Raw genomic sequence first — 26,143 nt, 5'->3', positions numbered from 1 at the left:
CGGGATGAGCGTTGTCGCTCATTCTGGCGACAAAGCTGGTGAGCTTGTACGGCCAACAGCCAGATCCCGGGCAAGCAGATTGCCCGGGATGTTTTTTCATGCAGGCCTGTCTCGGCGGCGGGCTGAACTGATGCAACCGCAGGACGAGGCGAGTGCTGGTCACATAGGAAGAGGGCTCAAGCCCCTGACAGCGACAATGCCCGATCGCATTGATGGGTGAGCTTGATAAAGACCCGGGAAGTGAGTCGGGTCAGGAGCTCATAGGGGATGATTCCTATCTTTTCTGCCACCTGCTCCACCGGCAGACCATCCCCCCACAGGATCACCTCATCCCCCGTCTTGTCACCGGCACCGGGCCCAAGATCGACCGTGATCATGTCCATGGACACTCGCCCCACTATGGGGACCCGCCGACCATTGATGAGCACAGGGGTTCCCTGAGGTGCCATGCGTGGATATCCATCCCCATAGCCGACCGCAACCACGCCCAGAGTGGTGTCATGATGGGCCACCCAATGGCCACCATATCCTACCGACTCCCCTTGCTCGCATGGTCTGATGGCGATGAGCTGGCTCCTGAGGGTCATGACGGGACGCAAATCATGTTCGGATGCCAGCTGTCCGCCAAAGGGGGAGGCGCCATAGAGCATGATTCCCGGCCTTATCCAGTCGCTGCGAGAGTCTGGCCAGGCCAGGATCCCCGCCGAGTTGGCCATGGCCCTCTCGCCCTGCATCCGTGCTGTGAGTGCATTGAACTCCTCGATCTGCTGCGGGGTGGCTTGGCTGTCCTGCTCGTCGGACTGGCTGAAATGGGTCATGAGATGAAAGGGCTGCACCACGTTCTTGCAGTTGGCCAGCCGCTCGACAAAGGCGGGAATATCCTGCGCCCTGAGCCCCAACCGGTTCATTCCCGTATCAAGCTTGAGCCAGACGGTGATCGGTGTCGGCAGGTCGGCCTGCTCAAGCAGTGCCAGCTGATCCCAGGTATGAATGGTGGTCTGTAAGTCGTGAGCCGCCAGCAGGGGGAGTGCCTCTGCCGAGAAGAATCCACCCAGCACCAGAATGGGCTTGGTGATGGCGTTTGCCCGCAGAACCAGCGCCTCTTCGATCCGCGCCACCCCATAGGCATCCGCCTGAGACAGGGTATTGGCGACTTGCAACAGACCATGTCCATATGCGTTGGCTTTGAGCACGGCGATGATCTTGCTGTGGGGAGCATGGCGCCGCACAACGGCAAAATTATGGTGCAGTGCATCCACATCGATGCTGGCAGTAACAGTATTCATGATGGGTTATTTCTTCCATGAAAATGAAGATGGATATTGCCGGCAGCACAATAAGCATGGCGTGTTTGGCAAACGTCATTCAGTCATCGCACTCCTTGTGCGATTAAAGATTTACAATGTCATTTGAATATCTAATTGGCATAAGCATTATCTTTATATTCAACCATGTGATGACGAGCTAATACCTATTTTACAAATAAACCATCACTGGTATATGGATATAAAATATCGGCCAGTTTGTCTGAGCCCTCCATGGTGAACTGCTTCAATACAGGTAGCGACTTTGTAGGGGGCATGGTCACTACACTGTTAGCACATACACCTGCCTATGTTTTAATTATGTTACCAGTCGTGCTTGTAATGGTAAATAGTGTATGATGAATAATCGTTTTTTGACAAAATCATGGCATTTTCATCTGCCAATGTTTTTTGGCTGGTGATTTCTATCGCGTTTTCTTGTCGGGGAATTATTTCTGTCTGCAGCCAGGAAACGAATTGCTCCCGGAGGATCGCAAGGGGACATAGCGACAAGAGAAAAATCCACAGTGGTTTCCCCCCTCTTCTCCATTATCTCTGTATGCCTGATATGAGAAACCCCGTGTTGATGAGCGATGATATGTCGCTGGTATTTGGAACTGGGCAATATGCACAAGCAGGGCCTCCGAGGCAAGGATGAAGGCTCTCGTATGAGTCATTTGTTGGCGTGCTTATGATACGGTGTCGCCATTGGAGGAGCCTACGCAGCAAGTGGACGACCCTTTTGAGGCTCTTCGTGTCAGCTTCTCATGTCTGTCGATTAAATACCTGGCCATGTGATAGCGCGTCTTATTGGTACCTCCGTTCGCTTCGGTAATATTTCATTTACATTAAATAAAGGTGTATCTGGTAGCGGTGTTTATTTTCACCGGGATTACTCAGAGTCAATAACATCTGCATGGGATAATTTGTGTGATCAGATATCCGCTCTGAATATTTAGCATCGAGAATTAACGCGTAATTTTAATGTTGTTAATTCAATTACAACATTAATTACCCCCTTGTGGGTATTTGTGCGTGCCAGTGCTGGAATAGTTAAGAGTTTGCTACATATGGTTTTTTTGATTAATGGCGATGGGTTTTATATTTTGGTAATGCCCTGTGGCTTGATAAAGATCAACACGTGAGGAGAGGGGAGTCCTTAGCATTTCCGTCATTAAGCATTTATCAAACAAGTGCTCATTAACGGGAATAAGAAGAATGGTCGAGGATAATTTTTTATCGGCTCATGGAATTAATCGCCGTGATTTTATGAAATTGTGTGCCGGGATGGCCGCAACCCTGGGTCTAAGCCAGAATGCCGTGGCCAAGATGGCCACCGCGCTCACCAGCCCCGAGCGGCCGCCGGTGATCTGGATAGGGGCGCAGGAGTGCACAGGTTGCACCGAGTCGCTGCTGCGCGCCACCCACCCCACCATCGAAAACCTGATCCTCAATACCATTTCGCTGGAGTATCACGAGGTGCTCTCGGCGGCCTTTGGTCATCAGGCGGAAGAGAACAAGCACAACGCCATCAAACGTTATAAAGGCAAGTACGTGCTGGTGGTGGATGGCTCCATTCCGCTCAAAGATGGCGGCGTCTACTGCATGGTGGCCGGTGAGCCCATCGTCGACCATATTCGCCGTGCTGCCGTCGATGCCGCCGCCGTCATCGCCATCGGCTCCTGCGCAGCCTGGGGTGGCGTGCCTGCCAGCGGTGGCAACCCGACCGGTGCCGTCAGCCTCGAAGAGGCCCTCGGCAATATCGGCACCCCCATCATCAATATTCCCGGCTGCCCGCCCAACCCCCACAACTTCCTCACCACGGTCGCCTACTACATCACCTACGGCAAGCTGCCAGCGCTGGATAGCAAGAAGCGCCCGCTGTTTGCCTATGAGCGCCTTATCCATGAGAACTGCGAACGTCGTCCGCACTTCGATGCAGGGCGTTTTGCCAAGGAGTTTGGTGACGAGGGCCACCGTCAGGGCTGGTGTCTCTACCATCTGGGCTGCAAGGGGCCGGAGACCTACGGCAACTGTTCGACTTTGGAGTTCTGCGATGTGGGCGGTGGCATCTGGCCGGTCGGCATCGGCCACCCCTGTTATGGCTGTAACGAGCAGGGGGTGGGTTTCAGCAAGGGGATCTTCCAGCTGGCCAAGGTCGAGAACCCGACCCCGCGGGTGGATAAACCCGATGTGAAGATCCAGGAGGGGGGCTATACCTCGCCCACCGCCACGGGTCTCATCGGGGGGGCCCTCGGGGTGCTGGTGGGGGTGAGTCTGATGACGGTGCGTGAACTCGGTCGCCAGCAGAAGCGCCACGAAGCCGGGCAGCACCCATCACGGGAGGAGTAACCGTGAACAGACGCAATTTCCTCAAATTCGCCTCTGCCAGCGCACTGGCGGCAGGGGCAAGCGTGCCCGGCAGCGCCATGGCGGCGGCCAAGAACAAGCCGCCCATTCCCGGGTCGCTCGGCATGCTCTACGACTCCACCCTCTGCGTTGGCTGTCAGGCCTGTGTGGCGGAGTGCCAGCGTTTGAATGGCAACTCGTCCAATCCGGAGGGAGCACAGACCTGGTCCACCAACGACAAGCTGACGCCCTACACCAACAACATCATTCAGGTGTGGAAGAGCGGCACGGGTGAGCACAAGGATCAGCTGGTAGATGGTTACGCCTACATCAAGAAGCAGTGCATGCACTGCGTCGATCCCAACTGCGTCTCGGTCTGTCCGGTGCAGGCCCTTACAAAAGATCCCAAGACCGGCATTGTTCATTATGATCCGAGCGTCTGCACCGGCTGCCGTTACTGCATGGTGGGCTGCCCGTTCGATGTGCCTAAATATGACTACGACAACCCCCTCGGGGCCATCCACAAGTGCGAACTCTGCAACCAGAAAGGGCTTGAGCGGATCACTCAGGGCAAGCTGCCCGGTTGTGTCGAGGTGTGCCCGACCGGCGCCGTGATTTTTGGCACCCGCGAGGATCTGATGGCCGAGGCCAAGCGCCGCCTGCTGGCGAGCCCCGGCAGCGAATACGCCTATCCGCGCCAGACCCTTACCGCCAACGACCCTTATCTGCATGAGGTGCCGAGCTACCAGCCTTACGTCTATGGCGAGAAGGAGGGAGGCGGTACCCAGGTACTGGTGCTGGCCGGGGTGCCCTATACCAAGCTCGACATGCCCGACCTGCCGGAGCTCTCCTCCGGTGCCCGCTCCGAGCATATTCAGCACACCCTCTACAAGGGGATGGTGCTGCCCATGGTGGTGCTGACCGGTCTTTCTGTGCTCATTCGTCGCCACAGCAAGCAGAACGGCCACGATCACCATCAAGGCGATGGCCATGATCAGGGCTCGGGCAAACAGGGCCATGAAAAGGGAGGCAAGGATCATGAGTAATCACAAGGCGTATCCGCTCGGCGGCAAGCTGGTCAGCTGGCCAGTGCTGGTGCTGGCCCCCTTTGCCGTGCTGTGCGGCATGCTGATCCTCAAACGCCTCTTCTTCGGGCTGGGCTCGGTCACCGATCTCAACGGGGGTTATCCCTGGGGGCTGTGGATCTCCTTTGACCTGCTGATCGGTACCGGTTTCGCCTGCGGTGGCTGGGCATTGGCCTGGGCGGTTTACGTGTTCAACCGGGGCGAGTATCACCCCCTGGTGCGACCTGCGCTCTTGGCAAGCTTGTTCGGCTATTCGCTGGGTGGCCTCTCCATCACCATAGACGTAGGGCGTTACTGGAACCTGCCGTACTTCTACCTGCCCGGCCACTTCAACACCTCCTCTGTGCTGTTCGAGACGGCGGTCTGCATGACCATCTATATCGGGGTGATGGCGCTGGAGTTCGCGCCCGTGCTGCTGGAAAAGTTTGGCTGGAAGGCCTCACTCATTCGCCTCAACAAGATCATGTTCTTCGTGCTGGCGCTGGGGGCCCTGCTGCCCACCATGCACCAGTCCTCCATGGGCTCCCTGATGATAGTTGCGGGGGAGAAGATACATCCGCTCTGGCAAAGCTATGAGCTGCTGCCTGTCTTCTCCTTGCTGACCGCCTTCATCATGGGTTTTTCCATAGTGGTGTTTGAGGGATCCCTGGTGCAGGCGGGGCTGGCGGGGCGGGGTCCCAACGAGAAGTCGCTCTTCTACAAGCTGACCCAGGTGATCGACATCTTCCTGATCTTGTTTGTGGCGCTGCGTTTTGCCGAGATCGTCATCAACGACAAGTCGGCCTATCTCTCCGAGTTCAATCGCTTCTCTATCATGTTCTGGAGCGAGATTGCGCTGATGCTCTTCCCGCTGCTGGTGTTCCACTGGGACAAGAGCCGCCGGGATTCGCGCATGTTGTTCCTGGGGGCCCTCAGCATGCTGCTGGGCGCAGCCCTCTGGCGACTGGATTACTCCCTGCTCGCCTTCAACCCCGGCAATGGCTACCACTACTTCCCCTCCGCGGAGGAGGTGCTGATCTCCCTGGGCTTCGTCGCCATCGAGGTGTGTGCCTATTTGCTGTTGATCCGGCTCTTGCCGGTACTGCCATCACTTGAACGTGTTCACCAAGATTATCAGGCCCGAGGGAAAGCCAACGTATGAGCCAACGTATCACCATAGACCCCATCACCCGCATTGAGGGGCACCTGCGTATCGACTGCGAGATCGAAGGCGGCATAGTCACCAAGGCCTGGTCGTCCGGCACCATGTGGCGCGGTATGGAGGAGATCGTCAAGGGCAACGACCCGCGCGATGCCTGGATGATAGTGCAGCGGATCTGCGGGGTATGCACCTCCATCCATGCCATCGCCTCGGTGCGGGCGGTGGAGAACGCCATCGGTGCCAAGGTGCCGGTCAATGCACAGTTCATCCGCAACCTCATCATCGCGGCCCACAACATCCACGATCACATAGTCCACTTCTACCAGCTCTCGGCGCTGGACTGGGTGGACATCACGGCAGCGCTGCAGGCCAATCCACAAAAGGCGGCGGACATCCTCAAAGGGGTGTCGACCTGGTCCCTCAACAGCGCCGAAGAGCTGACCAAGGTGCAGGACAAGATCCGCGCTTTGGTGGCGAGCGGCCAGCTTGGCATCTTTGCCAACGGTTACTGGGGTCACAAGGAGATGAAGCTGAGCCCGGAGGTGAACCTCATCGCGGTGGCTCACTACCTGCAGGCGCTGGAGTGCCAGCGCGATGCCAACCGCATCGTCGCCATTCTGGGTGGTAAGACCCCGCACATTCAAAACCTGGCGGTGGGCGGGGTGGCCAACCCCATCAACCTGGATGCGCCGAGCGTGCTCAACCTGGAACGGCTGCTCTATGTGAAGAGCTTCATCGACCGGCTCGGCGAGTTTATCGAGCAGGTCTACAAGGTGGATGCCGCCATTATCGCCGCTCACTACCCCGAGTGGCTGGCGCTGGGGCAGGGGGCCAGGCACTACCTGAGCGTGCCCGAACTCCCCACCGACGCCGACGGTGGCAGCTTCCTGATGCCGGGCGGCTATATCGAGAATGGCAATCTTGCGGGTTATCGCCCCATAGAGAGTCATCAGGATGCCTGGCTGATGGATGGCATTGCCGAGAGCAACAAGCACGCCTGGTACAAGGATGACGAGCCGCTCAAGCCGTGGGAGGGCAAGACCGAACCCAACTACACCGGCTGGCAGGATGATGGCAAATACTCCTGGGTCAAATCCCCTACCTTCTACGGCAAGGTGGTGGAGGTGGGGCCGCTCGCAGACCTCTTGGTTAAACTGGCCGCCAAGCACCCGGAGACGGTGGCTCACTTCGATCAGCTGAACGGCATTTATAAAGCGCTCACCGGCTCTGCCATCAAGACCGAACAGCTGCACTCCACCATGGGCCGCATCATTGGCCGGGCGGTGCGCTGCTGCGTGCTGAAAGACACCCTGGCGCACCAGTGGAAGGCGCTCATCGACAACATCGGCAAGGGGGACTTCACCGCCTACATCAAGGCCGAGATCCCGGCGGACAAGGAGTTTCGCGGGGTGGGTTTTGAAGAGGCGCCGCGCGGCATGCTCTCCCACTGGATCGTCATCAAGGAGGGCAAGATCGCCAACTATCAGGCGGTGGTGCCGTCGACCTGGAACTCGGGTCCGCGCAACTTCAATGACGAGCCCGGCCCTTACGAGCAGGCACTGGTGGGCACGCCGGTGGCGGATCCCGCCAAACCGCTGGAGGTGGTGCGCACCATCCACTCGTTCGACCCCTGCATGTCCTGCGCGGTTCACGTGGTGGATACCCAGAATGGCGAAACGACTCAGGTGAAGGTGCTGTGATGAACACCCTGATCCTGGGCGTGGGCAACCTGCTCTTGAGCGATGAGGCAGTGGGAGTGCGCATCGTCGAGGCGCTGGGGCGCGAATACCGTTTTGCCCCCGGCATCGAGCTGCTGGACGGCGGCACCGCCGGTATGGAGTTGCTGGAAGCCATGGCCAGTCGCGATCACATCATTCTGGCGGATGCGGTGCGCAGTGGTAACCCGCCGGGCACAGTGGTGACCCTGAAGGATGAGGAGATCCCGACCCTGTTTGGCCGCAAGATCTCCCCCCATCAGCTGGGGCTGGCGGACGTGCTCTCGGCGCTGCATATGACGGGGGAGTCGCCCAAGCGGCTCACTCTGATCGGCATAGAGCCTGAATCCCTCGAACCGCGCATCGGCCTCACCCCAGTGGTGGCGGCCGCCATGGGGGAGGCGAAGGATCGGATCTTGACCCTGCTGGCCGCCGTTGGCGCCCCCGCCATCCCGCTCTCTGAGCAGGAGAAAGCTGAACAAGAACGGGAGGGCTTATGGCGCAGTCCCATTTAAGCGAGGCAGATGCCATGCAGGAACGCGGGCAGGAGTTTTCGGGTTTTGCCACCAATCCTGCGCCCTTGCTGGTCGCCCAGTATGAGCGGATCGCCCGTGAGGAGATGCAAGGGCTGCCCTTCTATCACGCCACCATGCCCATCGTGGCGGAGTGTGTGCTGTTTGAAGGTCAGTGGCTCGGCTGCGTGCTCACCCCCTGGATGCTGATCGTGGTGGTGCTGCCGGGGCCGGATCAACTGTGGCCGGTGCGCAGCAGCAGCGATCGGCTCGCCCTGCAGCTCCCCTGCGGCAACCTGACCTTTATGGTGGGTGAACTGCCAGAAAGTGGTCAGCTGTTGTCCTGCTCCCTGATGTCGCCGCTCGATCCCCATCTCGGGGCCGAGCAGGGGCGCTCACTGGTGAGCAGCACCCTCAAGATGCTGCTCTCCTTGCCGCTGCATCAAGGTGCCGTCGGCGTGGATCTGGGGCGCAGGCGGCTATTCGGTGCCCGGCGCGGTCAACCGGCATAGTCGCTAGGTTTCACGCGAAATCAAGTTTAGAATAGGGGGCCATTTTGGCCCCTCATTCCCATGTTCAGACACGCATTCCGCCTCTTTTTTGAGTGATGATCCGTGAGTGGTACAAAACAAGAAGGATCCCCATGACTGTTCCACGCAATTCTCTTCGCCATTACGCTAGATCCAGCGCTACCGCCCTGTTGACCCTGCTGCTGGGCACTGCCTCTCACGTGGCGCAGGCCGCCGCCCAATCTGTACCTGCCGAGCTCAAGCTCGCCATCGGTGCTGAGCCCACCGAAGGGTTTGACCCCTTGCTTGGCTGGAGTCACGGCAGCTACCTGCTGCTGCACAGCCCGCTGCTCAAGCAGAACGCCGATCTCAGCTGGCAGGATCTGCTCACCCAATCGGTGACACCGAACAAGGATGGCAAGGGGTGGCTTATCACCCTCAAGCCCGGCCTGAAATTCTCCAATGGCGCGCCGCTCACCGCCGAGGATGTGGCATTTACCTACAACAGCGCAGCCAAGGGCGGCGGCAAGATCGACATGGGCAACTTTGTCTCGGCCAAGGTGGTCTCGCCTACCGAGGTGGCCATCACCCTGAGTGCCCCCCAGAGCACCTTCGTCAACGTGTTGGGCTCGCTCGGTATCGTGTCGAAGAAGGATTACGACGCAAAAGCGTACGCCCAAAAGCCTGTCGGTGCCGGCCCTTACCGGCTGGTGAGCTTCCTGCCCGGTCAGCAACTGGTGGTGGAAGCGAACCCCTATTACGCCGGTGGCAACAATGATTTCAAACGGCTGGTGTTTGTCTTTATCGATGAAGAGAGCGCCTATGCCGCCGCCCAGAGCAGCCAGCTCGATCTGGTGTGCATCCCCCCGTCGCTGGCGCCCACCGTGCCTGCCTCCCTCAAGCTGTGGGTTCGGCCGAGCGTGGAGAACCGCGGCATCGTCTTCCCCATTCCGGCTGCGGGTAGTAAAGATGCCAAAGGTTATCCCGTCGGTAACGACGTGACCTCGGATGTGGCGGTGCGCCGCGCCATCAACTATGCCATCGACCGCAAGCTGCTGGCCGACCAGCTGCTGGAAGGGCATGCCATCCCCGCTTACAGCGCGGTGGAAGGGTTGCCCTGGCAAAGCAAATCTACCGCCTTCAAGGACGGCGATGTCGCCCATGCCAACGCCTTGCTCGACGAGGCTGGCTGGAAGATGGGCAGTGACGGCATTCGCCACAAGGGCTCCCTGCGCGCCGCCTTTACCCTCTGGTACACCAGTGGCGACAGTACCCGCCGGGATCTGGCGGAAGCGGTGCGCGCCATGCTCAAACCCATAGGTCTTGATGTCAGCCTCAAATCTGGCAGCTGGGAGCAGGTGGAGCGCGAGATGCACGCCAATCCGGTGCTGATGGGGTGGGGGAGTCTGGATCCCATGGAGCTCTATCACCACTACCAGAGCGGCTCGGGCGGCGTTGAGTTCTACAACCCGGGCTACTACAGCAACCCTGTAGTGGATGGCCACCTCAAGCAGGCGCTCGATGCCCCGAACTGGCAGGCGGCCGTGCCGTTCTGGCAGCAGGTGGAGTGGGATGGCAAGACAGGCGCCGGGGTGCAGGGGGATGCCGCCTGGGCCTGGCTGCTCAATGTGCAGCACACGTATCTGGCCAACCGCTGCATCGACCTTGGCAAGGGGGCGCCGGAAATTCACGGTAGCTGGTCCCTGCTCAACAACCTCTCTGACTGGCGGTGGACGTGCCGCTAAGTTCGATCTTGAGTCATTCCGGTTATCTGTTGCTAAAAGCCCTGCTGCGTCTGGCAGGGCTCTTGTGTCTGGTCTCTGTCGCCACCTTTGTGCTGCTCAGCTACTCCCCCATTGATCCCATCAAGGCCTATATCGGCAACGATCTGCTCCATGTGCCTCCGGAACAGTACGCCCGTATTGCCGCTCGCTGGGGGCTGGATCAGCCGCTCTGGCTGCGCTACTGGCACTGGTTTACCCAGGTGCTGCAGGGGGATCTCGGTTACTCCATGCTCTACAACTCGCCTGTGGTTCAGGTGATCGGCAGCCGCTTTGCTGCCTCCTTCCTGCTGCTGGCGGGGGCCTGGCTGCTCTCCGGCTTTTTCGGCATTTTGCTGGGGCTGTGCGCCGGTCGCTATCTCAACCGCTGGCCTGACCGTCTTATTTGCCGCTTTGCCTATCTGCTTGCCTCCCTGCCCACCTTCTGGGTTGGTCTGTTGCTGCTCGCCCTGTTTGCGGTGCACTGGCCGCTACTGCCAGTCTGCTGCGCCTGGACGCCGGGGCTCTCTGCCGATGAGGCGGACTGGCTGATGCGATTGCGCCATCTGCTGCTGCCGGTGACCACGCTTGCGCTGCTCGGGGTGGGCAACATTGCCCTGCATACCCGGGGGCGGGTGGCCGAGGTGTTGGAGAGCGACTTTATCCGCTACGCCCGCGCCCAGGGGGATGGCGGCTGGCCCATGCTACGTTTTCACGTGCTACGCCATGCCCTGACCCCGGCGCTCTGCCTGCAGTTTGCCTCGCTGGGTGAGCTGATTGGCGGATCCCTGTTGGCGGAGAAGGTCTTCTCCTATCCGGGGCTTGGGCAGGCGACCGTGGATGCGGGGCTTAGGGGGGATATTCCCTTGCTGATGGGCATAGTGCTTTTTTGCACCCTGCTGGTCTTTATTGGCAACACTGTGGCCAGTGTGCTGCTGGCCCGCATCAATCGGGGCTGGGAGGGCGAGCATGCTGTTTAATCCGCTTCCCTCCATAGTGCGCCTCGGCGTGGCGCTGACAGGATTGGCGCTGCTGGCCGCCTACGGCTGGACCCTCTCCCATCAGGATGTGCCGATGGATCTGCTGGCCCGTCAGCAGGCTCCATCGCTGGTCCACTGGTTCGGGACCGATCAGATGGGGCGGGATCTCTGGCTGCGCGCCTTTCAGGGCACCCTCACCAGTCTGGAGCTCGGCATCAGCACGGCCCTGTGCAGCGGGCTGCTGGCCATGGTGGCGGCAAGCGTGTCGCTTATTCATCCCAGATGCGATGTGGCGGTGCGGCTGCTCATTGACGCCATGCTGGCGTTGCCCCATATGCTGCTGCTGATCCTCATCTGCTTTACCGTGGGGGGCGGCATGCGCGGGGTGATCCTGGCGGTGGCGCTCACCCACTGGCCCAAGCTGGCGCTGATCCTCTGCGCGGAGGCGCGGCGGATCGCCTGCAGCGACTATGTGGTGCTGGCCCGCTGTCAGGGGATGGGAGCACTGCGTCGCTGGCGCACCCACCTGCTGCCGGGGTTGTTGCCCCAGTGGTTTATCGGCACCTTGCTGATGTTTCCCCATGCGGTGCTGCACAGCGCAGCCTTGAGCTTTCTCGGCTTTGGTCTGGCGGCCCACGAGGCTTCCCTTGGCCTGTTGCTGGCCGATGCATTGCGTTATCTGGCCGGTGGCGGCTGGTGGCTGGCCCTCTTCCCGGGCCTGATGTTGCTGCTGTTGGTATTGCTGTTTGATCAGGCTACCCGCGCTTTGCAACAGCTGTTGTGGCACAGGAGTGAACCATGCTGAGTTTTGACCATGTGACCATAGAGGCGGCCCACTACTCCTGGCTGGGGCGGCGCAGCTGGCAGCCATTGCTGACCGATATCAGCTTGCAACTGGCGCCGGGGGAGATAGTGGCGCTGGTGGGGGGGAGCGGCGAGGGCAAGAGCCTGCTGCTGCAAAGCGCCCTGACCCTGCTGCCGGACAACCTGCGGATGCGTGGCACCCTCTCCCTCGATGGCACGCCCCTGTGCGACGCCAGCCGGGCCCGTCTGCGCGGCCACACCCTCTGCTATGTGCCGCAGGGGGTGAGCGCCCTCAATCCGCTGCTGACGGTGGAGCGCCAGCTGGGCCGCGCGGCGCGTCTCTGCGGTCAGAACGGTTCTCGCGAACGGCTCGGCGAGCAACTGCAGCGCTACCAGTTGCCTGCTGCCACGCTGGACCGCTACCCGCGCCAGCTCTCCGGCGGCATGGCCAAGCGCATTCTGGCCTGCACCGCGGCGCTCGGCGGCGCCCGCTACATTCTGGCGGACGAGATCACCGCCTGGCTCGACGAAGGGCTGGCCTGTCTGCTGCTCAGCCAATTGCGCGAATTGGCCAATCAGGGCAGCGGCATCCTCTGGGTCACTCACGATCTGGCGCTGGCGGCCCGTTTTGCCGATCGCATCGTGGCGCTGCATCAGGGGCAGGTGAGCGATACCTTGAGCAGCCACCATCTGCGCCAGGGGCAGGGGAGCGAGATGCTCCGTGCTCACTGGCAGGCACTGCCGGAGTTCAACACGCTCTTCTCTGTGCCGGAGGTTTCCTGATGTTTTCATCTCTGAAACGGATAGTCCGCTGCGTGGCAGATATGCAATGGCTGGTATTCAATGTCAGGCCTGGCCGCAGCTTCATTCACTCTTTGTTACCCCGGAGGTCAGCGGATGTTTGAAGTACGAGATCTCACCATTGCCCAGGGGGAACGCCCCCTCTGGCAGGGGTTGTCGCTGACGGTGAAAGCGGGCGAGCGGCTCGGCATCTCTGCCCCCAGCGGTTATGGCAAAACCACGCTGGGGCGGGTATTGGCCGGTTGGCAACCGGTTCGGGGAAGCGGGGAAATGCGGCTGGATGGGCAGCCTTTGCCTAAGCAGGTAAAAGGCTATAACCCCATCCAGCTGGTGCCCCAGCATCCGGAACTCACCTTCAATCCCTATCGCACCACAGGGCAGGCGCTGTGGGATGTATGGCGCCCCGATGACGCCATGCTGGCCCGCTTTATGGTCAAGCCTGCGTGGCTCAGTCGCAAGCCAGGTCAGCTCTCCGGTGGCGAGCTGGCCCGCATCGCGCTGCTGCGCGCCCTCGATCCCCGTACTCGTTTGCTTATTGCCGATGAGGTGACCGCCCAGCTGGATCCGCAAATTCAGCGCCAGCTCTGGCAGGAGTTGATGATTGAGTGCGAGCAGCGCGGGCTTGGCATGCTGGTTTTCAGTCACCAGCAGGCGCTGCTGCGCCAGATCTGCCATCGAGTGCTGCGTTTTGGTGAGGCACCTGCTGAGCAGGAGTCGATGGTTTGCAATGTGGCCTGAGGGCTGGGGGAGCAGTCAGCACAATAAAACAGAGGGAGGCATCAGCCTCCCTCTCTTTATCTGCCGTTAGCAAACGGTGTTTAACCGGTTCAGGCACTGGCCAGCCAGTTCAGCCAGGCATCCATCCCTTCACCTGTGGTGGCGCTGACCTGGATCACCTGAATATAAGGGTTGACCCGCTTGGCGTTCTCGATGCAGCGGGCCACGTCAAAGCTGACGTAGGGGAGCAGGTCAATCTTGTTGATCACCATCAGCTGGGCGGCGGCGAACATGTCCGGGTATTTGAGCGGCTTCTCCTCCCCCTCGGTGACGGAGAGGATCGCCACCTTGTACTTCTCGCCGAGATCGAAGCTGGCGGGGCAGACCAGATTGCCCACGTTCTCGATAAAGAGGATGCCCCCTTCATTGGCGGGCAGCTGGTGGCAGGCGTCGTGAACCATTTTGGCATCCAGATGGCAGCCCTTGCCGGTGTTGATCTGCACGGCAGGGACGCCGGTGGCACGGATGCGATCCGCATCGGCGCTGGTCTGCTGATCCCCTTCGATCACGGCGCAGGGGCGCTTGTCAGCCAGCTGGCACAGGGTTTCGCACAGCAAGGTGGTTTTGCCTGAACCCGGGCTCGACACCAGGTTAAGCACCAGCTGGGCCGCCTCGTCGAAGTGCTCGCGGTTGTGGGCTGCCAGGGCATTGTTCTTGGCCAGCACATCCATCTCGATGGCGATCAGCTGGCGCTGCCCCATGCCGGGAACCGACAGTCCCGCTTCCCCTTTGCCATAGTGCAGATCACCCTGCTGATGGTCATGGTCATGGTCATGGCTGTGGTCATGCCCGTGATCATGAGAGTGGGGATGATCATGCTGATGGTCGTGAGGGTGATCATGGTGGTGCTCATGAGGGTGATCATGACCCTCTGTCACCACGGGGGCCCGCACACCGTGGTAGTGGTGATGGACATCTCCCTGATGGTGATAGTGGTGGTGAATGATCAGAGTACGTGGCGCGCTCTGCTCTTGGTCATGATGGTGATGTGCGTCATGAGCATGTTCATGGTCGTGATCGTGGGGGTGGGCATGGTTGTGCTTATCTTCATGGCCGGCGATCCGCGCCTGGCCGCATCCGCATACGCTACACATATCAACTTACCTCGATGTCGGTGATGCGCAGGCTGTTCCCCTGCGCGACGCGTAATTTGTATCCGCCACATTCGGGACAGGCTTGCCCGCGCTCGGTGAGGGTGACCGTCTTGTTGCAGTCGTAACACCAGGCCTCTGCCGCCTGGTGCTGAAAGTGGAGCTGGGCCCCTTCGACGGCGGTACCCTTGGCGGCGGCCTCGAAACAGAAGACGATGGTGTCCGGGTCAACGCAGGAGAAGCTGCCGACCTCGAGCCAGAGGGCGGTCACCTTGTTAAAACCCCGCTGGGTGGCCTGTTCGGCTGCCAGATCGATGGCTGCCATGGCCAGAGACATTTCGTGCATGGTGATTCCTTAACAGATCCGCGGGAGGAGTTCCCCCTGGGGCAGCTCCAGATAACGGCGGCTGCCCCAGGGGTTATTGAGGATCACCTTGTGACGCTCGCTCGCTTGCACCACACCGATCTGGCTGGCTGCGGGGTTGAATTGCTGCAAGATGCCCAGTGCGTCCTGCGCCTGTTCGGCAGGCAGGGCCAGCACCATGGTCCCCTCGTTGGCGAGATCATGGGGCTCGAAGCCGTAGAGCTCGCACAGGCCACGCACCGGATCGCACACCGGAATGGCGGACTCCTCCAGCTCGATGGCCACTTGGGAGGCGGTGCTCCATTCATTCAGCACGGCGGCGAGGCCACCGCGGGTGGCATCGCGCAGGGCGTGAGGGGTAATGCCAGCTTTTAGCAGTGCTTCTACCTGCGGCCAGAGGGTGGTGCAGTCGCTCTTGAGATCAGACCCCAGTTGCAGGGCGTCACGGGCCATCAGGATGCAGGCGCCGTGGCTGCCGATATCCCGCGACACCAGAATGGCGTCACCGGCCTTGAGGTTGCGTACCGAGATGCCCCGGCTCTGCTCAGGCAGCGGGAAGGTGCCGACCCCGCTGGTGTTGATAAAAATCTTGTCGGCCGCTCCCTTGGGCACCACCTTGGTGTCGCCGCAGACGATGCGGGCGCCGCTGTTGGCAAGCTCTGTTGCCATCGACTCGACGATGCGGGCGAGATCGGCGTAGGGGAAGCCCTCCTCGATGATAAAGCTGCAGCTCAGGTACTCGGGTTTGGCTCCCATCATGGCGAGATCGTTGGCCGTGCCAGCGATGGCCAGTTTGCCGATATCACCCCCCTCGAAGAACAGTGGCGAGACGGTAAAGCTGTCGGTGGTGAAGGCGATGGGGCCGCTCACCGGCAACAGGGCGGCATCCTCACCGCGCAGCAGGATCTCGTTGCCAAAGTGGCGAAAGAAGAGCTGGTTGATCAGCTGATTCATCTCGACACCGCCGCCGCCGTGGCTTAACTGAATTTCTCTCATTGGATCCCCATATATCGGTAGTAGGCATTGCAGGCCCCTTCGGAGCTGACCATGCAGCTGCCCATGGGCTGGGTCGGGGTGCAGCCCCGGCCAAAGACGTTGCACTGGTTCGGTTTGGCCAAGCCGCGCAGGATATCGGCGCACTGGCACGCCTTGTGGTCATCGATGGGAGTCTGATTGAGCGCGAAGTGGCGCTCCGCATCGCGCTTGGCAAACGCATCGCGCAGGCGCAGGGCGGAGGCGTTGATATCCCCCAGACCTCGCCAGCGAAAATGCTCGCGGGTCTCGAAAAAGCGCTCGACCAGCCGCTGGGCGGCTTTATTGCCACTGGCAGTGACGGCGCGGGTGTACTGCACCTCCAGGGCGTAGCGGCCTTCCACCTTCTGGCGCACCATCATCAGCAGTGCCTCCATCACATCCACCGGCTCGAAGCCGCTCACCACCACAGGCACCTGATAGCGTTGGACTATGGGCAGGTAGATATCGGCGCCTGTGATGACGCTGACGTGGGAGGGGCCGATAAAGGCGTTCACCTTGGCAACCCCGTCAGCCATCACAGCGTGAATGGCGGGCGGTACCAGCACATGGTTGATATGAAACAGCAGGTTATCGACCCCTTCGGCTTCAGCTGCAGCCAAGAGCGCGGCTGTCATCGGGGTGGAGGTCTCGAAACCGATGGCGAAGAAGACCACGGTTTTGTCCGGATTCTCTTTGGCGATGCGCAGGGCATCGAGGGGGTCATAGACGGGGCGAATATCGCTCCCCTTGGCCCGCTGTTGGGCCAGCGTGCCCTTGGAGCCCGGCACCCGGATCATGTCCCCCAGGGTGACCAGAATGACGTTGGGTTGGCGGGCCAGCTCGATGGCCTGATCGATGCGCTCTTTGGGCATGATGCAGACCGGGCAGCCGGGGCCGTGAACGAACTCGATGCTGGCCGGCAGCAACTGGTGCAGGCCGTACTTCATGATGGTGTGGGTATGGCCGCCGCACACCTCCATCACCCGCAGCGGTTCGGGCAGATCTTTGGCCAGTTCGGTAATTTGCGCGGCGAGGGCGCGGATGACGTCGGGCTGACGAAAGCCCTGAAACAAGTCATTCAAGGTCAGCATGGCAAGATATCCTGATCGGGCATCAGGGCCACCATCTGGCGGAAGCTCTCGAGGCTGGCCTGCGCCTCCTCTTCGTCAATCCTGCTCATCACAAAGCCGATATGGAGCAGCACATAGTCGCCAAGGTTGAGGGGCTCTTCGAGCAGCATACAGCTGACGCGCCGCTGCACCCCCAGGGTATCGACGGTGACGCAGTTATCTTCTGGGTGCAGCTGCACCACCTGAGAGGGGATGGATAGACACATGGATTTCAGGACTCCGACAAGGTGGCACAACCTGTTGTGGCAGGCTGGTGCGTGGCAATATGGTGGATGGCAAACCAGAGCTGACCGGCGGCGATGCCACCGTCATTGAGCGGCAGGGTTTCAGAGGTTAAGACCTGGCGGCCGGCTGCTTCGAGGCCGGGCACAAGCTCGTCCATCAGCACCCGGTTTTGAAATACGCCGCCCCCGAGCGCCACCGGATAGCCGGGGAAGCGCTCGGCCAGGGCGATGACCAGAGCGCTGATGGCGCGGATAAAACCGGCGGCCAGGCGGGCGGTGGAGGTGCCTTTGCGCCGCTCGTTGATGAGGGTATTGAGCAGCTCGGCCCACTCGATCTGCAGTGGCCCCTCCGCTGATTTGCTCAGGCCAAAGGCGAGGGGGAAGGGCAATTCATCGGGGGTCAGCTGCAAGGCAGCCGCCTCCAGCAAAAGTCCCGCCTCGCCCTCGTAATCGGGGGTGTCGATCACCCCCAGCAGCGCCGCCACCGCATCGAACAGGCGGCCGATGGAGCTGGTGTAAGGGGTGTTGCGGCCCAGGCGCCAGAGCTGATGCAGGTTGTTGATCCGCTCAGGTGGCAACGTGTTGATCAACGCAATATCGAGGGCGCTGATCTGCTCCACGTCATAGGATTCAAACAGCAGCCCCAGCAGCTGGCGCACCGGCTCGCGAATGGCCGCCTCGCCGCCGATGAGCTTGAAGGGCCTGAGGTGGGCAGCCCGCGTAAAGCCCTTCACATCTGCCAGCAGCAGCTCGCCACCCCAGAGGGTGCCGTCATCCCCAAGGCCGGTGCCGTCGAAGGCAAAACCCAGCACCGGGCCTGTGATCTCATGCTCGGCCATCACCCCTAGCAGGTGGGCGTGATGGTGCTGCACCTCAAGGTGGGTCGCACCCTGTTCGCGGCAATAGTGCTTGGCCCACTGATGGCTGAGGTAGCCCGGGTGGCGATCCGATACCAGCAGTTCGGGCTTGAGATCGTAGAGATCGCGAAAGGTAGCCAGGGTCTGCTCGAAGTGGCCCTGCATTGGCAGGCTGTGCAGATCGCCGATATAGGGGCTGTAGATGCGCTGGCGGCCAAAGGCCAGCGCCAGCTGGTTTTTCTGCTGCGCCCCGACTGCCAAGAGCGGCAAATTGACCGCCTGTTTCAGGCTGGGAGTGCAGGGGGCGTAGCCCCGGGCGAGGCGCAACGTCTGGCGCCGTCCACCTGCCCACTGCACCAGGCTGTCATCGCACGGGTGCAGTATGGGGCGGTTGTGATCCAGGATGCCGTCAATCTCGTCCCCGAGTTCCCTGACCACAGCATCGCATTCGATGAGGATTGGGCTGCCGCGACCATTGGCGCTGGTGGCCACCAGCGGTATGGCGCAGGCATCCAGCAGCAGTTGGTGGAGCGGGGTGTAGGGGAGCATGACGCCAAGGTAGGGGATGCCGGGGGCGATCCCCTCGGCCAGCGGCGCCGCTTGCTGTTGCATGAGATCTGACGGCCGATCATCCTTGGTGCGCTTGCGCAGCAAGGTGATGGGCCTGGCCTGGGAGCCGAGCAGTTGCCACTCTGCCTCGCTGCCGGTGACATGCAGTTTGGCCTCGGCAAGGGATCCCATCATCACCGCCAGCGGCTTGCGCGCGCGCCGCTTGAGCATTCGTAATCTGGCAACACTCTGTTCATTGCGGGCATCACATATCAGGTGATAACCCCCCATGCCCTTGACCGCAATCAGCGCCCCCGCCTGCAGGGCGCTTGCTGCGGCCTGCAGGGCATCCTCGCGCTCGGCCAAGGCATCGCCACGGCCGCTGCGCCAGCTGAGATGGGGCCCACACTCGGGGCAGCTCACCGGCTGGGCGTGGTAGCGCCTGTCCAGCGGGTTTTCATAGGCCGCCGCACAGCGTGGGCACATGGCAAAGCCCGCCATGGCGGTGTGGGGGCGGTCGTAGGGGAGGCGGCGGATGATGGTGTAACGCGGGCCGCAGTGGGTGCAGTTGGTAAAGGGGTAGTGGTGGTGGCGATCGGCCGGATTGGCCACATCCCGGGCGCACGCCTCGCACATCCCCTGATCCGGTGAGATGGCGACCGTGGCGGCGCTCTGTTGCTCGCTCGCTTTAATTTGAAACTGGCCATGAAACTGGCCGTTAAAGTCGGGATCATCGTCAAGGGACAGCGCCCGCTCGCTGAAGTGGTCGATGCGGCTGAGCGGCGGTGCCAGTTCCCGCAGCTCGCGGGCAAAGTCGGCCAGCTGCTCGGGGGAACCCTCGGCACCTATGGTGACGCCGTTGGCATCGTTCAAGACATAACCGGTAAGGCCGTGGCGCAGTGCCAACCCATAGACGAAGGGGCGAAAGCCGACCCCCTGCACTATACCGTCCATATGAAATTCGCGGCGCAATCGGGTGGCCGCAAGGTTGGGGACTAGGGTGGTTGTCATGCCAGCGCCTGTTGCACGGCATCTTGTCTTTCTGGCAAACGCAGCACCCGGCGCTCGTTCTCCTCGCGCCGCACCCAGCCATCCATCTCCATGCGCAGGCAGAACGGGATGGCGTATTTACGCGACAAACCGGTGATCTCCTTGAGGGATGCCATGTCGATCAGATCTCCCACCTGCTGGCCTGCCAGCACGGCGGCGACCATCTGGTTGTAAAGGGCAGCGTCGTAGTAGATGGGGCCATCGAGCTGCACCAGGTATTTGAGCCTTGCCAGATTGCGCAGCTGCTTTTGCAGGGCGCCTTTTTGTTGCAAGCCCTGCTGCAGGGCCGCGGGCAGTTTGCGGGTGATAAAGGGATCCAGTTCCACGCCGCCGGGGCCAAGTTTACCGGGCTCGTAACCCGCCTTGCCTTGATCTCGCACCACCTTGAGCACCAGCTGTGCCTCTTCCCCCAAATCATCTTCTGACTCGCCGCTGCCCGGCTGCCACTTGTCATGGTGCAGGCGAACAAGCTGCTCCCCCTTGAGTTGCTGGAGGAGGGCGTGAGTGACCGGCAAGGCGATGCCAAATCGGGTCGCAAGCTCGGCGGCGCTGAGCGGTTCGCTAGCCAGCGTAGCGAGCAACTGATCGCGGCTCTGGGCTAGCCAGTGGTTATCCAGCAGCCAGTCACCGAGAGGGGTGACCTGCTCGGGTCGCTGGTCAAAGCGGCTGGCCGCTACATAGCCGTTGAGCCCCAGCTGCAGGGCAGCAGGGTTGTAACCGGCGAGCACATTTGGCAGCTCGCCAAGCAGGGTATGCAGTGCCTTGCGTCTGGCGGGGTGGATATCGCCGCACCAGATGATGCGGGCACCGTGTAGCAGTTCGCTGCTGCCATGGCGAATGATGGCGAGCGGCTGGCCGAAAAAGCAGGGGATGGGAGTCGCAAAGATCAGCCGCGCCAGCCGGGTATCTTTTATTGGTACAAAGCGCGCCCGGCCATGCCAGCTGCCGAGGGCCACTTCGACCTCCTTGTTGTGCAGAGAGGGACGTAGCGTCTTGCTGCTCAGGCGCTCGGCGTTGAGTCGTACGATAAGGTGGGTTGCCGCCTCGCACTTGCTTGTTGCGCTGGTGAGGCAGTGACCACGGGCCACCTCCTTGTGGGGCACTTTTTTCAGGCCCACCGCCACCCTGCAGACGGCGCCAATTTCATCGACGCTCTGGTGATAAGCCTGCAGGGAGCGCACCTGCACTTCCCGATCGGCGGGGTAGAGGCGCAGCTTGTCTCCCACCTTGAGGCTGCCCTGCTGCAGGGTGCCGGTAAGCACGGTGCCGGTGCCATTGGCGGTAAAGACCCGGTCTACATACAGTCGCGGCGCACCCTGTTCGCGGGCAGCGTGCGATTCTGGTACATCGGCAAGCCGGCGCACGATGGCGGTGTGCAGGGCATCGATGCTTTCGCCGGTTTTGGCGCTGATGCTGACGATATCAGGCACCATGCCGCTCTCGTCCATCACCCGCTCCAGCAGGCTCTCTTCGAGGAGTGCCCGCTCGTCGGGTTCCACCAGATCGCACTTGTTGATGCAGACCAGCAGGCGCGGCACCCCCATCGCCTTGAGCAGGCGCAGGTGATCGCCGGTCATCGGCATCCACCCCTCGTCGGCGGCAATGACCAGCAGCACCAGATCCAGACTCCAGAGCCCCGCCACCATGTTGCGGATATAGCGCTCGTGGCCGGGCACATCGATGACGCCTATGGTGTTGCCCTGACCGTCGTCGAAGTGGGCAAAGCCGAGATCCTGGGTCATGCCGATGGCCTGCTCGTGGGCGCGGGCGGTGGTGATGCCGGTGAGGGCCTTGATCAGCAGGGTCTTGCCGTGATCCACGTGGCCGGCGAGACCGATAACGGCGCGATAGGGGGTCATGGGATCAGGGCTCCTCAGTTGCATTTATCGAGGCAGGTAGCAGCAGCTCGTGAAGCTGGGCGATTAAAACCGACATATCAGCTGGCAGCAGAGTCGCCATATTGAGCAGCACCTTCTGCTGGCGCACTGTGGCAATGACCGGCACCGGCAGTTCGCGCAGGGCATCTAGCAACTGCTGGGCCGGACGTGGGTCGGTGCATTCGAGCGCAGGTGCGGGGTAGAACTCGTCCGGCAGGGTACCGCCGCCCACCACCAACTGGGCGGGGACCGGCACAAAGCAGCCGGGCAGGGCGGCCATCAGCTGATCGGCCCGTGTCTGCATGGCGGCCGGGTTGCTCAAGGTGCGCTGGGCAATGCCCTCGCCGATGGGGGATTTGTTGAGCTTGTGAATGAGCAGGCGTTCCAGCAGGGAGTAGACGATGCGGCTCGGGCGGAAGGTGCGCATCATGGGGTGTTTTTCCAGCCGCTTGATGAGGTCGCTGCGGCCACTGATGATGCCCGATTGCGGGCCGCCCAGCAGCTTGTCGCCGGAGTAGCAGACCAGATCCACCCCCGCCTTGATATACTGGCGCACCGAGGTTTCGTCCGGTGCAAACTCCTCTGTGGTCAAGCCCGAGCCCTGATCCACCGCCAGCACCACCTGCTCTGGCAGGGCGCGGGCCACCTCGCCAATATCGGGGGATTCGGTAAAGCCGCGAATGGTGAAATTGGATTTGTGCACCATCAGCACCAAGGCGGTCTGATCGGTGATGGCATCGAGGTAATCCTTGGCGGTAGTGATATTGGTGGTGCCCACCTCCACCAGTTTGGCGCCGGAGAGCGCCAGAATATCGGGGATGCGAAAGCCGCCGCCAATCTGGATCTGCTCGCCCCGCGAGACGATCACCTCGCGCCCCTTTGCTATCTCCTGCAGCAGCAAGAAGAGCGAAGCGGCATTGTTGTTGACCACCAGCGAATCCTCCGCCTGGGTGAGGCAGCCGAGCAGGGGTGCGATCAGCCCCTTGCGCCCGCCGCGCTTGCCGGTGGCGAGATCCAGCTCCAGATTGTTGTATCCGGTGTTGAGGTCGCGTACCTCGTCCCACAGCTCGTGACTTAGCGGCGAGCGCCCCAGATTGGTATGCACCAGGGTGCCGGTGGCGTTGATCACCCGGGTCTGACGCTGGCGCAACTGCTGCTGGCAGCGCTTGGCAATCAGCGCTTCAAGGTGCTCGGGGGTAACCCCGTGCTGGCGAAACGCCTCGCTCTGGCGCAGCGCACTCAGGGTATCGCGCACCGCCTGGGTCACCAGCGGGCGGCTCAGCGCTTCAATATAACCGGCGAGAAAAGGTTGCTGCAGCAGCTGTTCCACTTGCGGTAGACGGCGCGCTTGTTGCTGGCTGGGCTGTGGCAGTGAATCTGGCAGTGAATCGTCGGCAGTCGGACATGATTCGGGCTGACTGTGGGAGTGGGCGATGGCTGGCGCGTGAGACGAGTTCGGCATGGGATTACCAGGGCAGTGCGTGGGTTTGAGATACGCGCAGCTTCGCCGATAGAAGGGCCGAGCTGACGGATTATTCTGCGCTGGCAATGTCAGCATGAATTAATGGTTGATTCATGCTGGCAAATTAACGATTGGCCAGGCTGAACACCGATGTCCGGATTATATTGGCAAGCAGTACGCACCTTTGTTAAACAAGGTGAATTCGACTATTCACTATATTAAATTGGCGGAAGAGGCAGGAATCGAACCTGCCAAAGCCTTCTCGGCTAACATCGGTTTTGTAGACCGAGGAGGCCACCAGACCCCATCAACTTCCGTAATGGCTGATATTTTGAGCCAGTAAAATCAGACTGGCAATGATTTTCTTCATATTTTACAGATGCTTGGTAAATGTGGTCTGACGTTGTTTCATATCAATAAAAGGACAGTTAGCCCGACGTTTGAATACAACGTCAGGCTCTTTTGATATCTCCAGTGTTACGAATAAATAACTTATTTAACAGCTGATAAAATAACTATCGCTCGTCATTGGTGATATTCCACTGATCCAGTCTTTCTATTAACAAGCTGGTATCTTTGGCGGCATCAAGATGCTGATAAAGATAATCCATCGCCTCGCTTACCATCTCGGTCATCGGGAAGGAGAACGCAACGATGGCCGGTTGTACCCCGACAAAGATCACCTCGGGGACAAAGGTCTTGAGCTCGTCGATCAGGAAATTGAGCGGCATATTGTGGGTCGAGAAGATAAACATCTCGGCGATGGTCTCGGGGGGGATCACCTGCAGGGTGCCCGCCTTCTCGCCGATCTCGGCGGCATCCACCAGCACCACCCGCTCCGGTTGCAGCTCCCGCACCTTGTAGACCATATTTTCCGGCGCTATGCCGCCGTCGATATGGATCCAGTCGGGCAGGGGGGCGGCTTGCAGCTTGTCCGCCAGATAAGGGCCGGCACCATCGTCCCCCATCATGGCATTGCCCACGGTCAACATGAGATTGCAGCCCATCAGCGGCTCCTTACCATCAGGTACATATGGGGGTCGTTATAGAGGGCGGTGAGCTGATCCATAAAGGTGTTGGTCCAGCCCAGCTCCTGCTCATCGAGCACATTGTCGGCTTTGCGCAGTCGGTCGAAGGCGCAGGCCAGCATATGGCAGTGCTCGCGATAGATGGTGATCTCGCCAAAGGTGAGAAACCCCTCCATCTTGCGGCGCGCCTCGCTGCCGGCTGGCAGCTTGGCCACCCAGTCGCGATAACCCGTTAGCGGGCAGACCAGATCGGCACTGAGGCAGTCGACGATGCCGAGGTGGTGGCCGATGGCGAGGCTGTAGTACATCACCTCCTTGGCTTCCTCGGGCACGTCGAACTGTTCATCCACAAACTTGCGCGAGAGGCGGTAGAAGAAAACCTGATCAGCCATGCACCGCCTCTCCCTTGCCTGCTGCCCGGTTGAGGCAGGCGTTTGCGAGGTTGTTGACGATCTCCGACAGGCGCGGGTCGTCGTGCTGATCGAGGTAGCTCTGGATACGCAGATCCACATCCTGCTGGGTCGCCCCTTCGAGCAGTGCCATAAACTCGTCGGCGATGATCTGTCCTTGCCGGTAACCGGCCATGCGGCGCGCTTCGCGCTCGATCATCACCCGAATTTCGTTGGGGATGCCGGTGTGGCGCAGTTCGACCCGCTCACCCGGTTGCACCTCGTGGCTGGTGGCTGTGAGTTTTTGCTCAAGCAGACCGAGCGCCACCGCAAAGCCGTAGATGGTGGCGGCAGGGGTGGGCGGACAGCCCGGAATATAGACATCCACCGGCACTATCTTGTCGGTGCCACCCCAGACGCAGTAGAGATCGTGGAAGATGCCGCCGTCACAGCCGCAGGCGCCGTAGGCGATGCAGATCTTGGGATCGGGGGCTGCCTCATAGGCGCGCAGGGCAGGGACTCGCATCGCCCGGGTCACAGCGCCGGTAAAGAGCAGGATGTCGGCGTGACGGGGAGATGCGACCACCTTGATGCCGAAGCGCTCGGCATCAAACAGCGGTGTGATGGTGGCGAAGATCTCGATCTCGCAGGCGTTGCAGCCGCCGCAATCGACCCGATAGACATAGGCCGAGCGGCGAATGTCTTTGAGCAGGGTTTTTTTAAGTTTGGTGATCTCGGGATCCTGTGCCAGCGGCACGGCGCGGGTATGGGCATGGCCGACAACCGGTTCTATGCCTTTGATCTTGCTCATCACATCCACTCCTGTTGTGTGGCTATCGGTGTGGCAATCGGTGTGGTCATGGCCGAGTCAGGCTGGCTCAGCATGCTCTGTTTTCGTTTGCAGTTGGGGCAGTGGTGCAGGCGCTCCGGGGTAGTGAGCGGGGTGCCAGCCTGCTTGAGGGTGTCCTCCACCAGCGCCACCAGCTTGCTCGGGGCAAAGTAGGTGCCGCACAGGGTGCAGGGGGCCAGCGCGAAGCGGGCCTCCTCATAGAGATCGGCCTTGTTGGTCACCGCCAGCTCGAACTCGGGGGAGAGGGCGATGGCATGGGTCGGGCAGACCTCTTCGCAGCGGCCGCAGAAGATGCAGCGGGCCATGGAGATCTCCCAGCGGCGCTCGCCAGTCTCCATATCGACCTCCATCACCAGCGCGTTGGCCGGGCAGGCCTTGGTGCAGGCGGCGCAGGCGATGCACTGATCCGCCTGATATTTCGGTTTGCCGCGAAAATCCCGGTTCACCTCGTAGGGGGTGAAGGGGTACTTGGCGGTCGGTTTGCCAGCCTTGAGGATGGTCTTGAACAGCTTGATCATGAT

The 26,143-nt window shown here is 60.9% G+C and carries 25 protein-coding genes and 1 tRNA gene; 12 read left to right on the top strand and 14 right to left on the bottom strand.

Annotated features, from left to right (window positions below):
* Positions 1–176: 176 nt before the first annotated feature.
* Positions 177–1,286 carry an alanine racemase gene (alr, locus tag GWQ27_RS17130; RefSeq protein WP_275907861.1) on the bottom strand — a complete coding sequence of 370 codons (1,110 nt, stop codon included), beginning with the start codon at positions 1,284–1,286 and terminating at the stop codon, positions 177–179.
* A 1,236-nt stretch (positions 1,287–2,522) separates the two neighbouring features.
* Here alr and hybO point away from each other — a divergent pair.
* From hybO to GWQ27_RS17075, 11 genes are all read left to right on the top strand, one after another.
* On the top strand, positions 2,523–3,656 hold the full coding sequence (gene hybO / locus GWQ27_RS17125) for a hydrogenase 2 small subunit (protein WP_219598866.1): 1,134 nt from the start codon (positions 2,523–2,525) through the stop codon (positions 3,654–3,656).
* Positions 3,657–3,658: 2 nt separating this feature from the next.
* A complete protein-coding gene (gene hybA, locus GWQ27_RS17120) occupies positions 3,659–4,699 on the top strand; it encodes a hydrogenase 2 operon protein HybA (protein ID WP_275907860.1) in 1,041 nt (346 codons plus the stop codon).
* Entirely contained in the window at positions 4,692–5,879 is a 1,188-nt protein-coding gene (gene hybB / locus GWQ27_RS17115) for a Ni/Fe-hydrogenase cytochrome b subunit (protein WP_021140343.1), read from the top strand. The genes hybA and hybB overlap by 8 nt, the downstream gene beginning before the upstream one ends.
* Positions 5,876–7,579, top strand: a complete 1,704-nt coding sequence (gene hybC, locus GWQ27_RS17110) for a hydrogenase 2 large subunit (RefSeq protein ID WP_275907859.1) — start codon at positions 5,876–5,878, stop codon at positions 7,577–7,579. The genes hybB and hybC overlap by 4 nt, the downstream gene beginning before the upstream one ends.
* On the top strand, positions 7,579–8,109 hold the full coding sequence (locus GWQ27_RS17105; protein WP_275907858.1) for a HyaD/HybD family hydrogenase maturation endopeptidase: 531 nt from the start codon (positions 7,579–7,581) through the stop codon (positions 8,107–8,109). The genes hybC and GWQ27_RS17105 overlap by 1 nt, the downstream gene beginning before the upstream one ends.
* Complete coding sequence (hybE, locus tag GWQ27_RS17100; protein WP_275907857.1) at positions 8,091–8,618, top strand: hydrogenase-2 assembly chaperone; 528 nt, start codon at positions 8,091–8,093, stop codon at positions 8,616–8,618. Before GWQ27_RS17105 ends, hybE begins: the two co-directional genes overlap by 19 nt.
* Before the next feature lie 131 nt (positions 8,619–8,749).
* Complete coding sequence (locus GWQ27_RS17095; protein ID WP_275907856.1) at positions 8,750–10,360, top strand: ABC transporter substrate-binding protein; 1,611 nt, start codon at positions 8,750–8,752, stop codon at positions 10,358–10,360.
* Complete coding sequence (locus GWQ27_RS17090) at positions 10,345–11,355, top strand: ABC transporter permease (protein WP_275907855.1); 1,011 nt, start codon at positions 10,345–10,347, stop codon at positions 11,353–11,355. Before GWQ27_RS17095 ends, GWQ27_RS17090 begins: the two co-directional genes overlap by 16 nt.
* Positions 11,345–12,160, top strand: a complete 816-nt coding sequence (locus tag GWQ27_RS17085) for an ABC transporter permease (RefSeq protein ID WP_275907854.1) — start codon at positions 11,345–11,347, stop codon at positions 12,158–12,160. Before GWQ27_RS17090 ends, GWQ27_RS17085 begins: the two co-directional genes overlap by 11 nt.
* The gene (locus GWQ27_RS17080) at positions 12,154–12,942 is read left to right on the top strand and encodes an ATP-binding cassette domain-containing protein (RefSeq protein ID WP_275907853.1); all 789 of its coding nucleotides are present in this window, start codon (positions 12,154–12,156) and stop codon (positions 12,940–12,942) included. Before GWQ27_RS17085 ends, GWQ27_RS17080 begins: the two co-directional genes overlap by 7 nt.
* A gap of 114 nt (positions 12,943–13,056) precedes the next feature.
* A complete protein-coding gene (locus GWQ27_RS17075) occupies positions 13,057–13,698 on the top strand; it encodes an ATP-binding cassette domain-containing protein (protein WP_275907852.1) in 642 nt (213 codons plus the stop codon).
* A gap of 89 nt (positions 13,699–13,787) precedes the next feature.
* Here GWQ27_RS17075 and hypB read toward each other — a convergent pair whose 3' ends face one another.
* Positions 13,788–14,615 carry a hydrogenase nickel incorporation protein HypB gene (hypB, locus tag GWQ27_RS17070; protein WP_275907851.1) on the bottom strand — a complete coding sequence of 276 codons (828 nt, stop codon included), beginning with the start codon at positions 14,613–14,615 and terminating at the stop codon, positions 13,788–13,790.
* Here hypB and GWQ27_RS17065 point away from each other — a divergent pair.
* Positions 14,499–14,855 carry a hypothetical protein gene (locus GWQ27_RS17065; protein WP_275907850.1) on the top strand — a complete coding sequence of 119 codons (357 nt, stop codon included), beginning with the start codon at positions 14,499–14,501 and terminating at the stop codon, positions 14,853–14,855. The genes hypB and GWQ27_RS17065 overlap by 117 nt on opposite strands.
* On the opposite strand, the gene hypA is transcribed toward GWQ27_RS17065, so the two are convergent.
* The 12 genes from hypA to GWQ27_RS17005 form a co-directional block, all read right to left on the bottom strand.
* The gene (hypA, locus tag GWQ27_RS17060) at positions 14,833–15,174 is read right to left on the bottom strand and encodes a hydrogenase maturation nickel metallochaperone HypA (protein ID WP_275907849.1); all 342 of its coding nucleotides are present in this window, start codon (positions 15,172–15,174) and stop codon (positions 14,833–14,835) included. The two genes, GWQ27_RS17065 and hypA, sit on opposite strands and share 23 nt — an antisense overlap.
* A 9-nt stretch (positions 15,175–15,183) precedes the next feature.
* The gene (gene hypE / locus GWQ27_RS17055; RefSeq protein ID WP_163130189.1) at positions 15,184–16,188 is read right to left on the bottom strand and encodes a hydrogenase expression/formation protein HypE; all 1,005 of its coding nucleotides are present in this window, start codon (positions 16,186–16,188) and stop codon (positions 15,184–15,186) included.
* Positions 16,185–17,297 carry a hydrogenase formation protein HypD gene (gene hypD / locus GWQ27_RS17050; protein ID WP_275907848.1) on the bottom strand — a complete coding sequence of 371 codons (1,113 nt, stop codon included), beginning with the start codon at positions 17,295–17,297 and terminating at the stop codon, positions 16,185–16,187. Before hypD ends, hypE begins: the two co-directional genes overlap by 4 nt.
* Positions 17,291–17,542, bottom strand: a complete 252-nt coding sequence (locus GWQ27_RS17045; RefSeq protein WP_234579454.1) for a HypC/HybG/HupF family hydrogenase formation chaperone — start codon at positions 17,540–17,542, stop codon at positions 17,291–17,293. The genes hypD and GWQ27_RS17045 overlap by 7 nt, the downstream gene beginning before the upstream one ends.
* 5 nt (positions 17,543–17,547) lie before the next feature.
* On the bottom strand, positions 17,548–19,977 hold the full coding sequence (gene hypF, locus GWQ27_RS17040) for a carbamoyltransferase HypF (protein ID WP_275907847.1): 2,430 nt from the start codon (positions 19,975–19,977) through the stop codon (positions 17,548–17,550).
* Positions 19,974–21,875, bottom strand: coding sequence for a selenocysteine-specific translation elongation factor (selB, locus tag GWQ27_RS17035; RefSeq protein ID WP_275907846.1), 1,902 nt, complete (start codon positions 21,873–21,875; stop codon positions 19,974–19,976). Before selB ends, hypF begins: the two co-directional genes overlap by 4 nt.
* 4 nt (positions 21,876–21,879) lie before the next feature.
* Positions 21,880–23,355 (bottom strand): L-seryl-tRNA(Sec) selenium transferase, encoded by a 1,476-nt coding sequence (gene selA, locus GWQ27_RS17030; RefSeq protein ID WP_275907845.1) that lies wholly within the window; start codon positions 23,353–23,355, stop codon positions 21,880–21,882.
* A gap of 224 nt (positions 23,356–23,579) precedes the next feature.
* A tRNA-OTHER gene (locus tag GWQ27_RS17025) sits at positions 23,580–23,671 on the bottom strand.
* A gap of 199 nt (positions 23,672–23,870) precedes the next feature.
* Positions 23,871–24,362: a hydrogenase maturation peptidase HycI gene (gene hycI, locus GWQ27_RS17020; RefSeq protein WP_275907844.1), complete on the bottom strand. Its 492-nt coding sequence runs from the start codon at positions 24,360–24,362 to the stop codon at positions 23,871–23,873.
* Positions 24,362–24,775: a formate hydrogenlyase maturation HycH family protein gene (locus GWQ27_RS17015; protein WP_021140363.1), complete on the bottom strand. Its 414-nt coding sequence runs from the start codon at positions 24,773–24,775 to the stop codon at positions 24,362–24,364. The genes hycI and GWQ27_RS17015 overlap by 1 nt, the downstream gene beginning before the upstream one ends.
* A complete protein-coding gene (locus GWQ27_RS17010) occupies positions 24,768–25,583 on the bottom strand; it encodes an NADH-quinone oxidoreductase subunit B family protein (protein ID WP_021140364.1) in 816 nt (271 codons plus the stop codon). The genes GWQ27_RS17015 and GWQ27_RS17010 overlap by 8 nt, the downstream gene beginning before the upstream one ends.
* Complete coding sequence (locus GWQ27_RS17005) at positions 25,583–26,140, bottom strand: formate hydrogenlyase complex iron-sulfur subunit (protein ID WP_275907843.1); 558 nt, start codon at positions 26,138–26,140, stop codon at positions 25,583–25,585. The genes GWQ27_RS17010 and GWQ27_RS17005 overlap by 1 nt, the downstream gene beginning before the upstream one ends.
* Positions 26,141–26,143: the final 3 nt, after the last annotated feature.

This window comes from Aeromonas sp. 5HA1, assembly GCF_029237245.1.
Taxonomy (GTDB): domain Bacteria; phylum Pseudomonadota; class Gammaproteobacteria; order Enterobacterales; family Aeromonadaceae; genus Aeromonas; species Aeromonas salmonicida.
Note: the sequence above shows the minus strand (reverse complement) of the source record. Positions and strands in the feature narration are given on the sequence as shown.

Coding starts and splice junctions, on each gene's coding strand:
- GWQ27_RS17080 (WP_275907853.1), top strand. CDS start 12,154: ATGCTGAGTTTTGACCATGTGACCATAGAGGCGGCCCACTACTCCTGG.
- alr (WP_275907861.1), bottom strand. CDS start 1,286: ATGAATACTGTTACTGCCAGCATCGATGTGGATGCACTGCACCATAAT.
- GWQ27_RS17085 (WP_275907854.1), top strand. CDS start 11,345: ATGCTGTTTAATCCGCTTCCCTCCATAGTGCGCCTCGGCGTGGCGCTG.
- hycI (WP_275907844.1), bottom strand. CDS start 24,362: ATGGGCTGCAATCTCATGTTGACCGTGGGCAATGCCATGATGGGGGAC.
- GWQ27_RS17105 (WP_275907858.1), top strand. CDS start 7,579: ATGAACACCCTGATCCTGGGCGTGGGCAACCTGCTCTTGAGCGATGAG.
- hypA (WP_275907849.1), bottom strand. CDS start 15,174: ATGCACGAAATGTCTCTGGCCATGGCAGCCATCGATCTGGCAGCCGAA.
- selB (WP_275907846.1), bottom strand. CDS start 21,875: ATGACCCCCTATCGCGCCGTTATCGGTCTCGCCGGCCACGTGGATCAC.
- GWQ27_RS17065 (WP_275907850.1), top strand. CDS start 14,499: ATGGTCATGGTCATGGCTGTGGTCATGCCCGTGATCATGAGAGTGGGG.
- GWQ27_RS17005 (WP_275907843.1), bottom strand. CDS start 26,140: ATGATCAAGCTGTTCAAGACCATCCTCAAGGCTGGCAAACCGACCGCC.
- hypE (WP_163130189.1), bottom strand. CDS start 16,188: ATGAGAGAAATTCAGTTAAGCCACGGCGGCGGCGGTGTCGAGATGAAT.
- hypD (WP_275907848.1), bottom strand. CDS start 17,297: ATGCTGACCTTGAATGACTTGTTTCAGGGCTTTCGTCAGCCCGACGTC.
- GWQ27_RS17015 (WP_021140363.1), bottom strand. CDS start 24,775: ATGGCTGATCAGGTTTTCTTCTACCGCCTCTCGCGCAAGTTTGTGGAT.
- selA (WP_275907845.1), bottom strand. CDS start 23,355: ATGCCGAACTCGTCTCACGCGCCAGCCATCGCCCACTCCCACAGTCAG.
- GWQ27_RS17045 (WP_234579454.1), bottom strand. CDS start 17,542: ATGTGTCTATCCATCCCCTCTCAGGTGGTGCAGCTGCACCCAGAAGAT.
- GWQ27_RS17075 (WP_275907852.1), top strand. CDS start 13,057: ATGTTTGAAGTACGAGATCTCACCATTGCCCAGGGGGAACGCCCCCTC.
- GWQ27_RS17095 (WP_275907856.1), top strand. CDS start 8,750: ATGACTGTTCCACGCAATTCTCTTCGCCATTACGCTAGATCCAGCGCT.
- hybB (WP_021140343.1), top strand. CDS start 4,692: ATGAGTAATCACAAGGCGTATCCGCTCGGCGGCAAGCTGGTCAGCTGG.
- GWQ27_RS17010 (WP_021140364.1), bottom strand. CDS start 25,583: ATGAGCAAGATCAAAGGCATAGAACCGGTTGTCGGCCATGCCCATACC.
- hybO (WP_219598866.1), top strand. CDS start 2,523: ATGGTCGAGGATAATTTTTTATCGGCTCATGGAATTAATCGCCGTGAT.
- hybE (WP_275907857.1), top strand. CDS start 8,091: ATGGCGCAGTCCCATTTAAGCGAGGCAGATGCCATGCAGGAACGCGGG.
- hypF (WP_275907847.1), bottom strand. CDS start 19,977: ATGACAACCACCCTAGTCCCCAACCTTGCGGCCACCCGATTGCGCCGC.
- hybC (WP_275907859.1), top strand. CDS start 5,876: ATGAGCCAACGTATCACCATAGACCCCATCACCCGCATTGAGGGGCAC.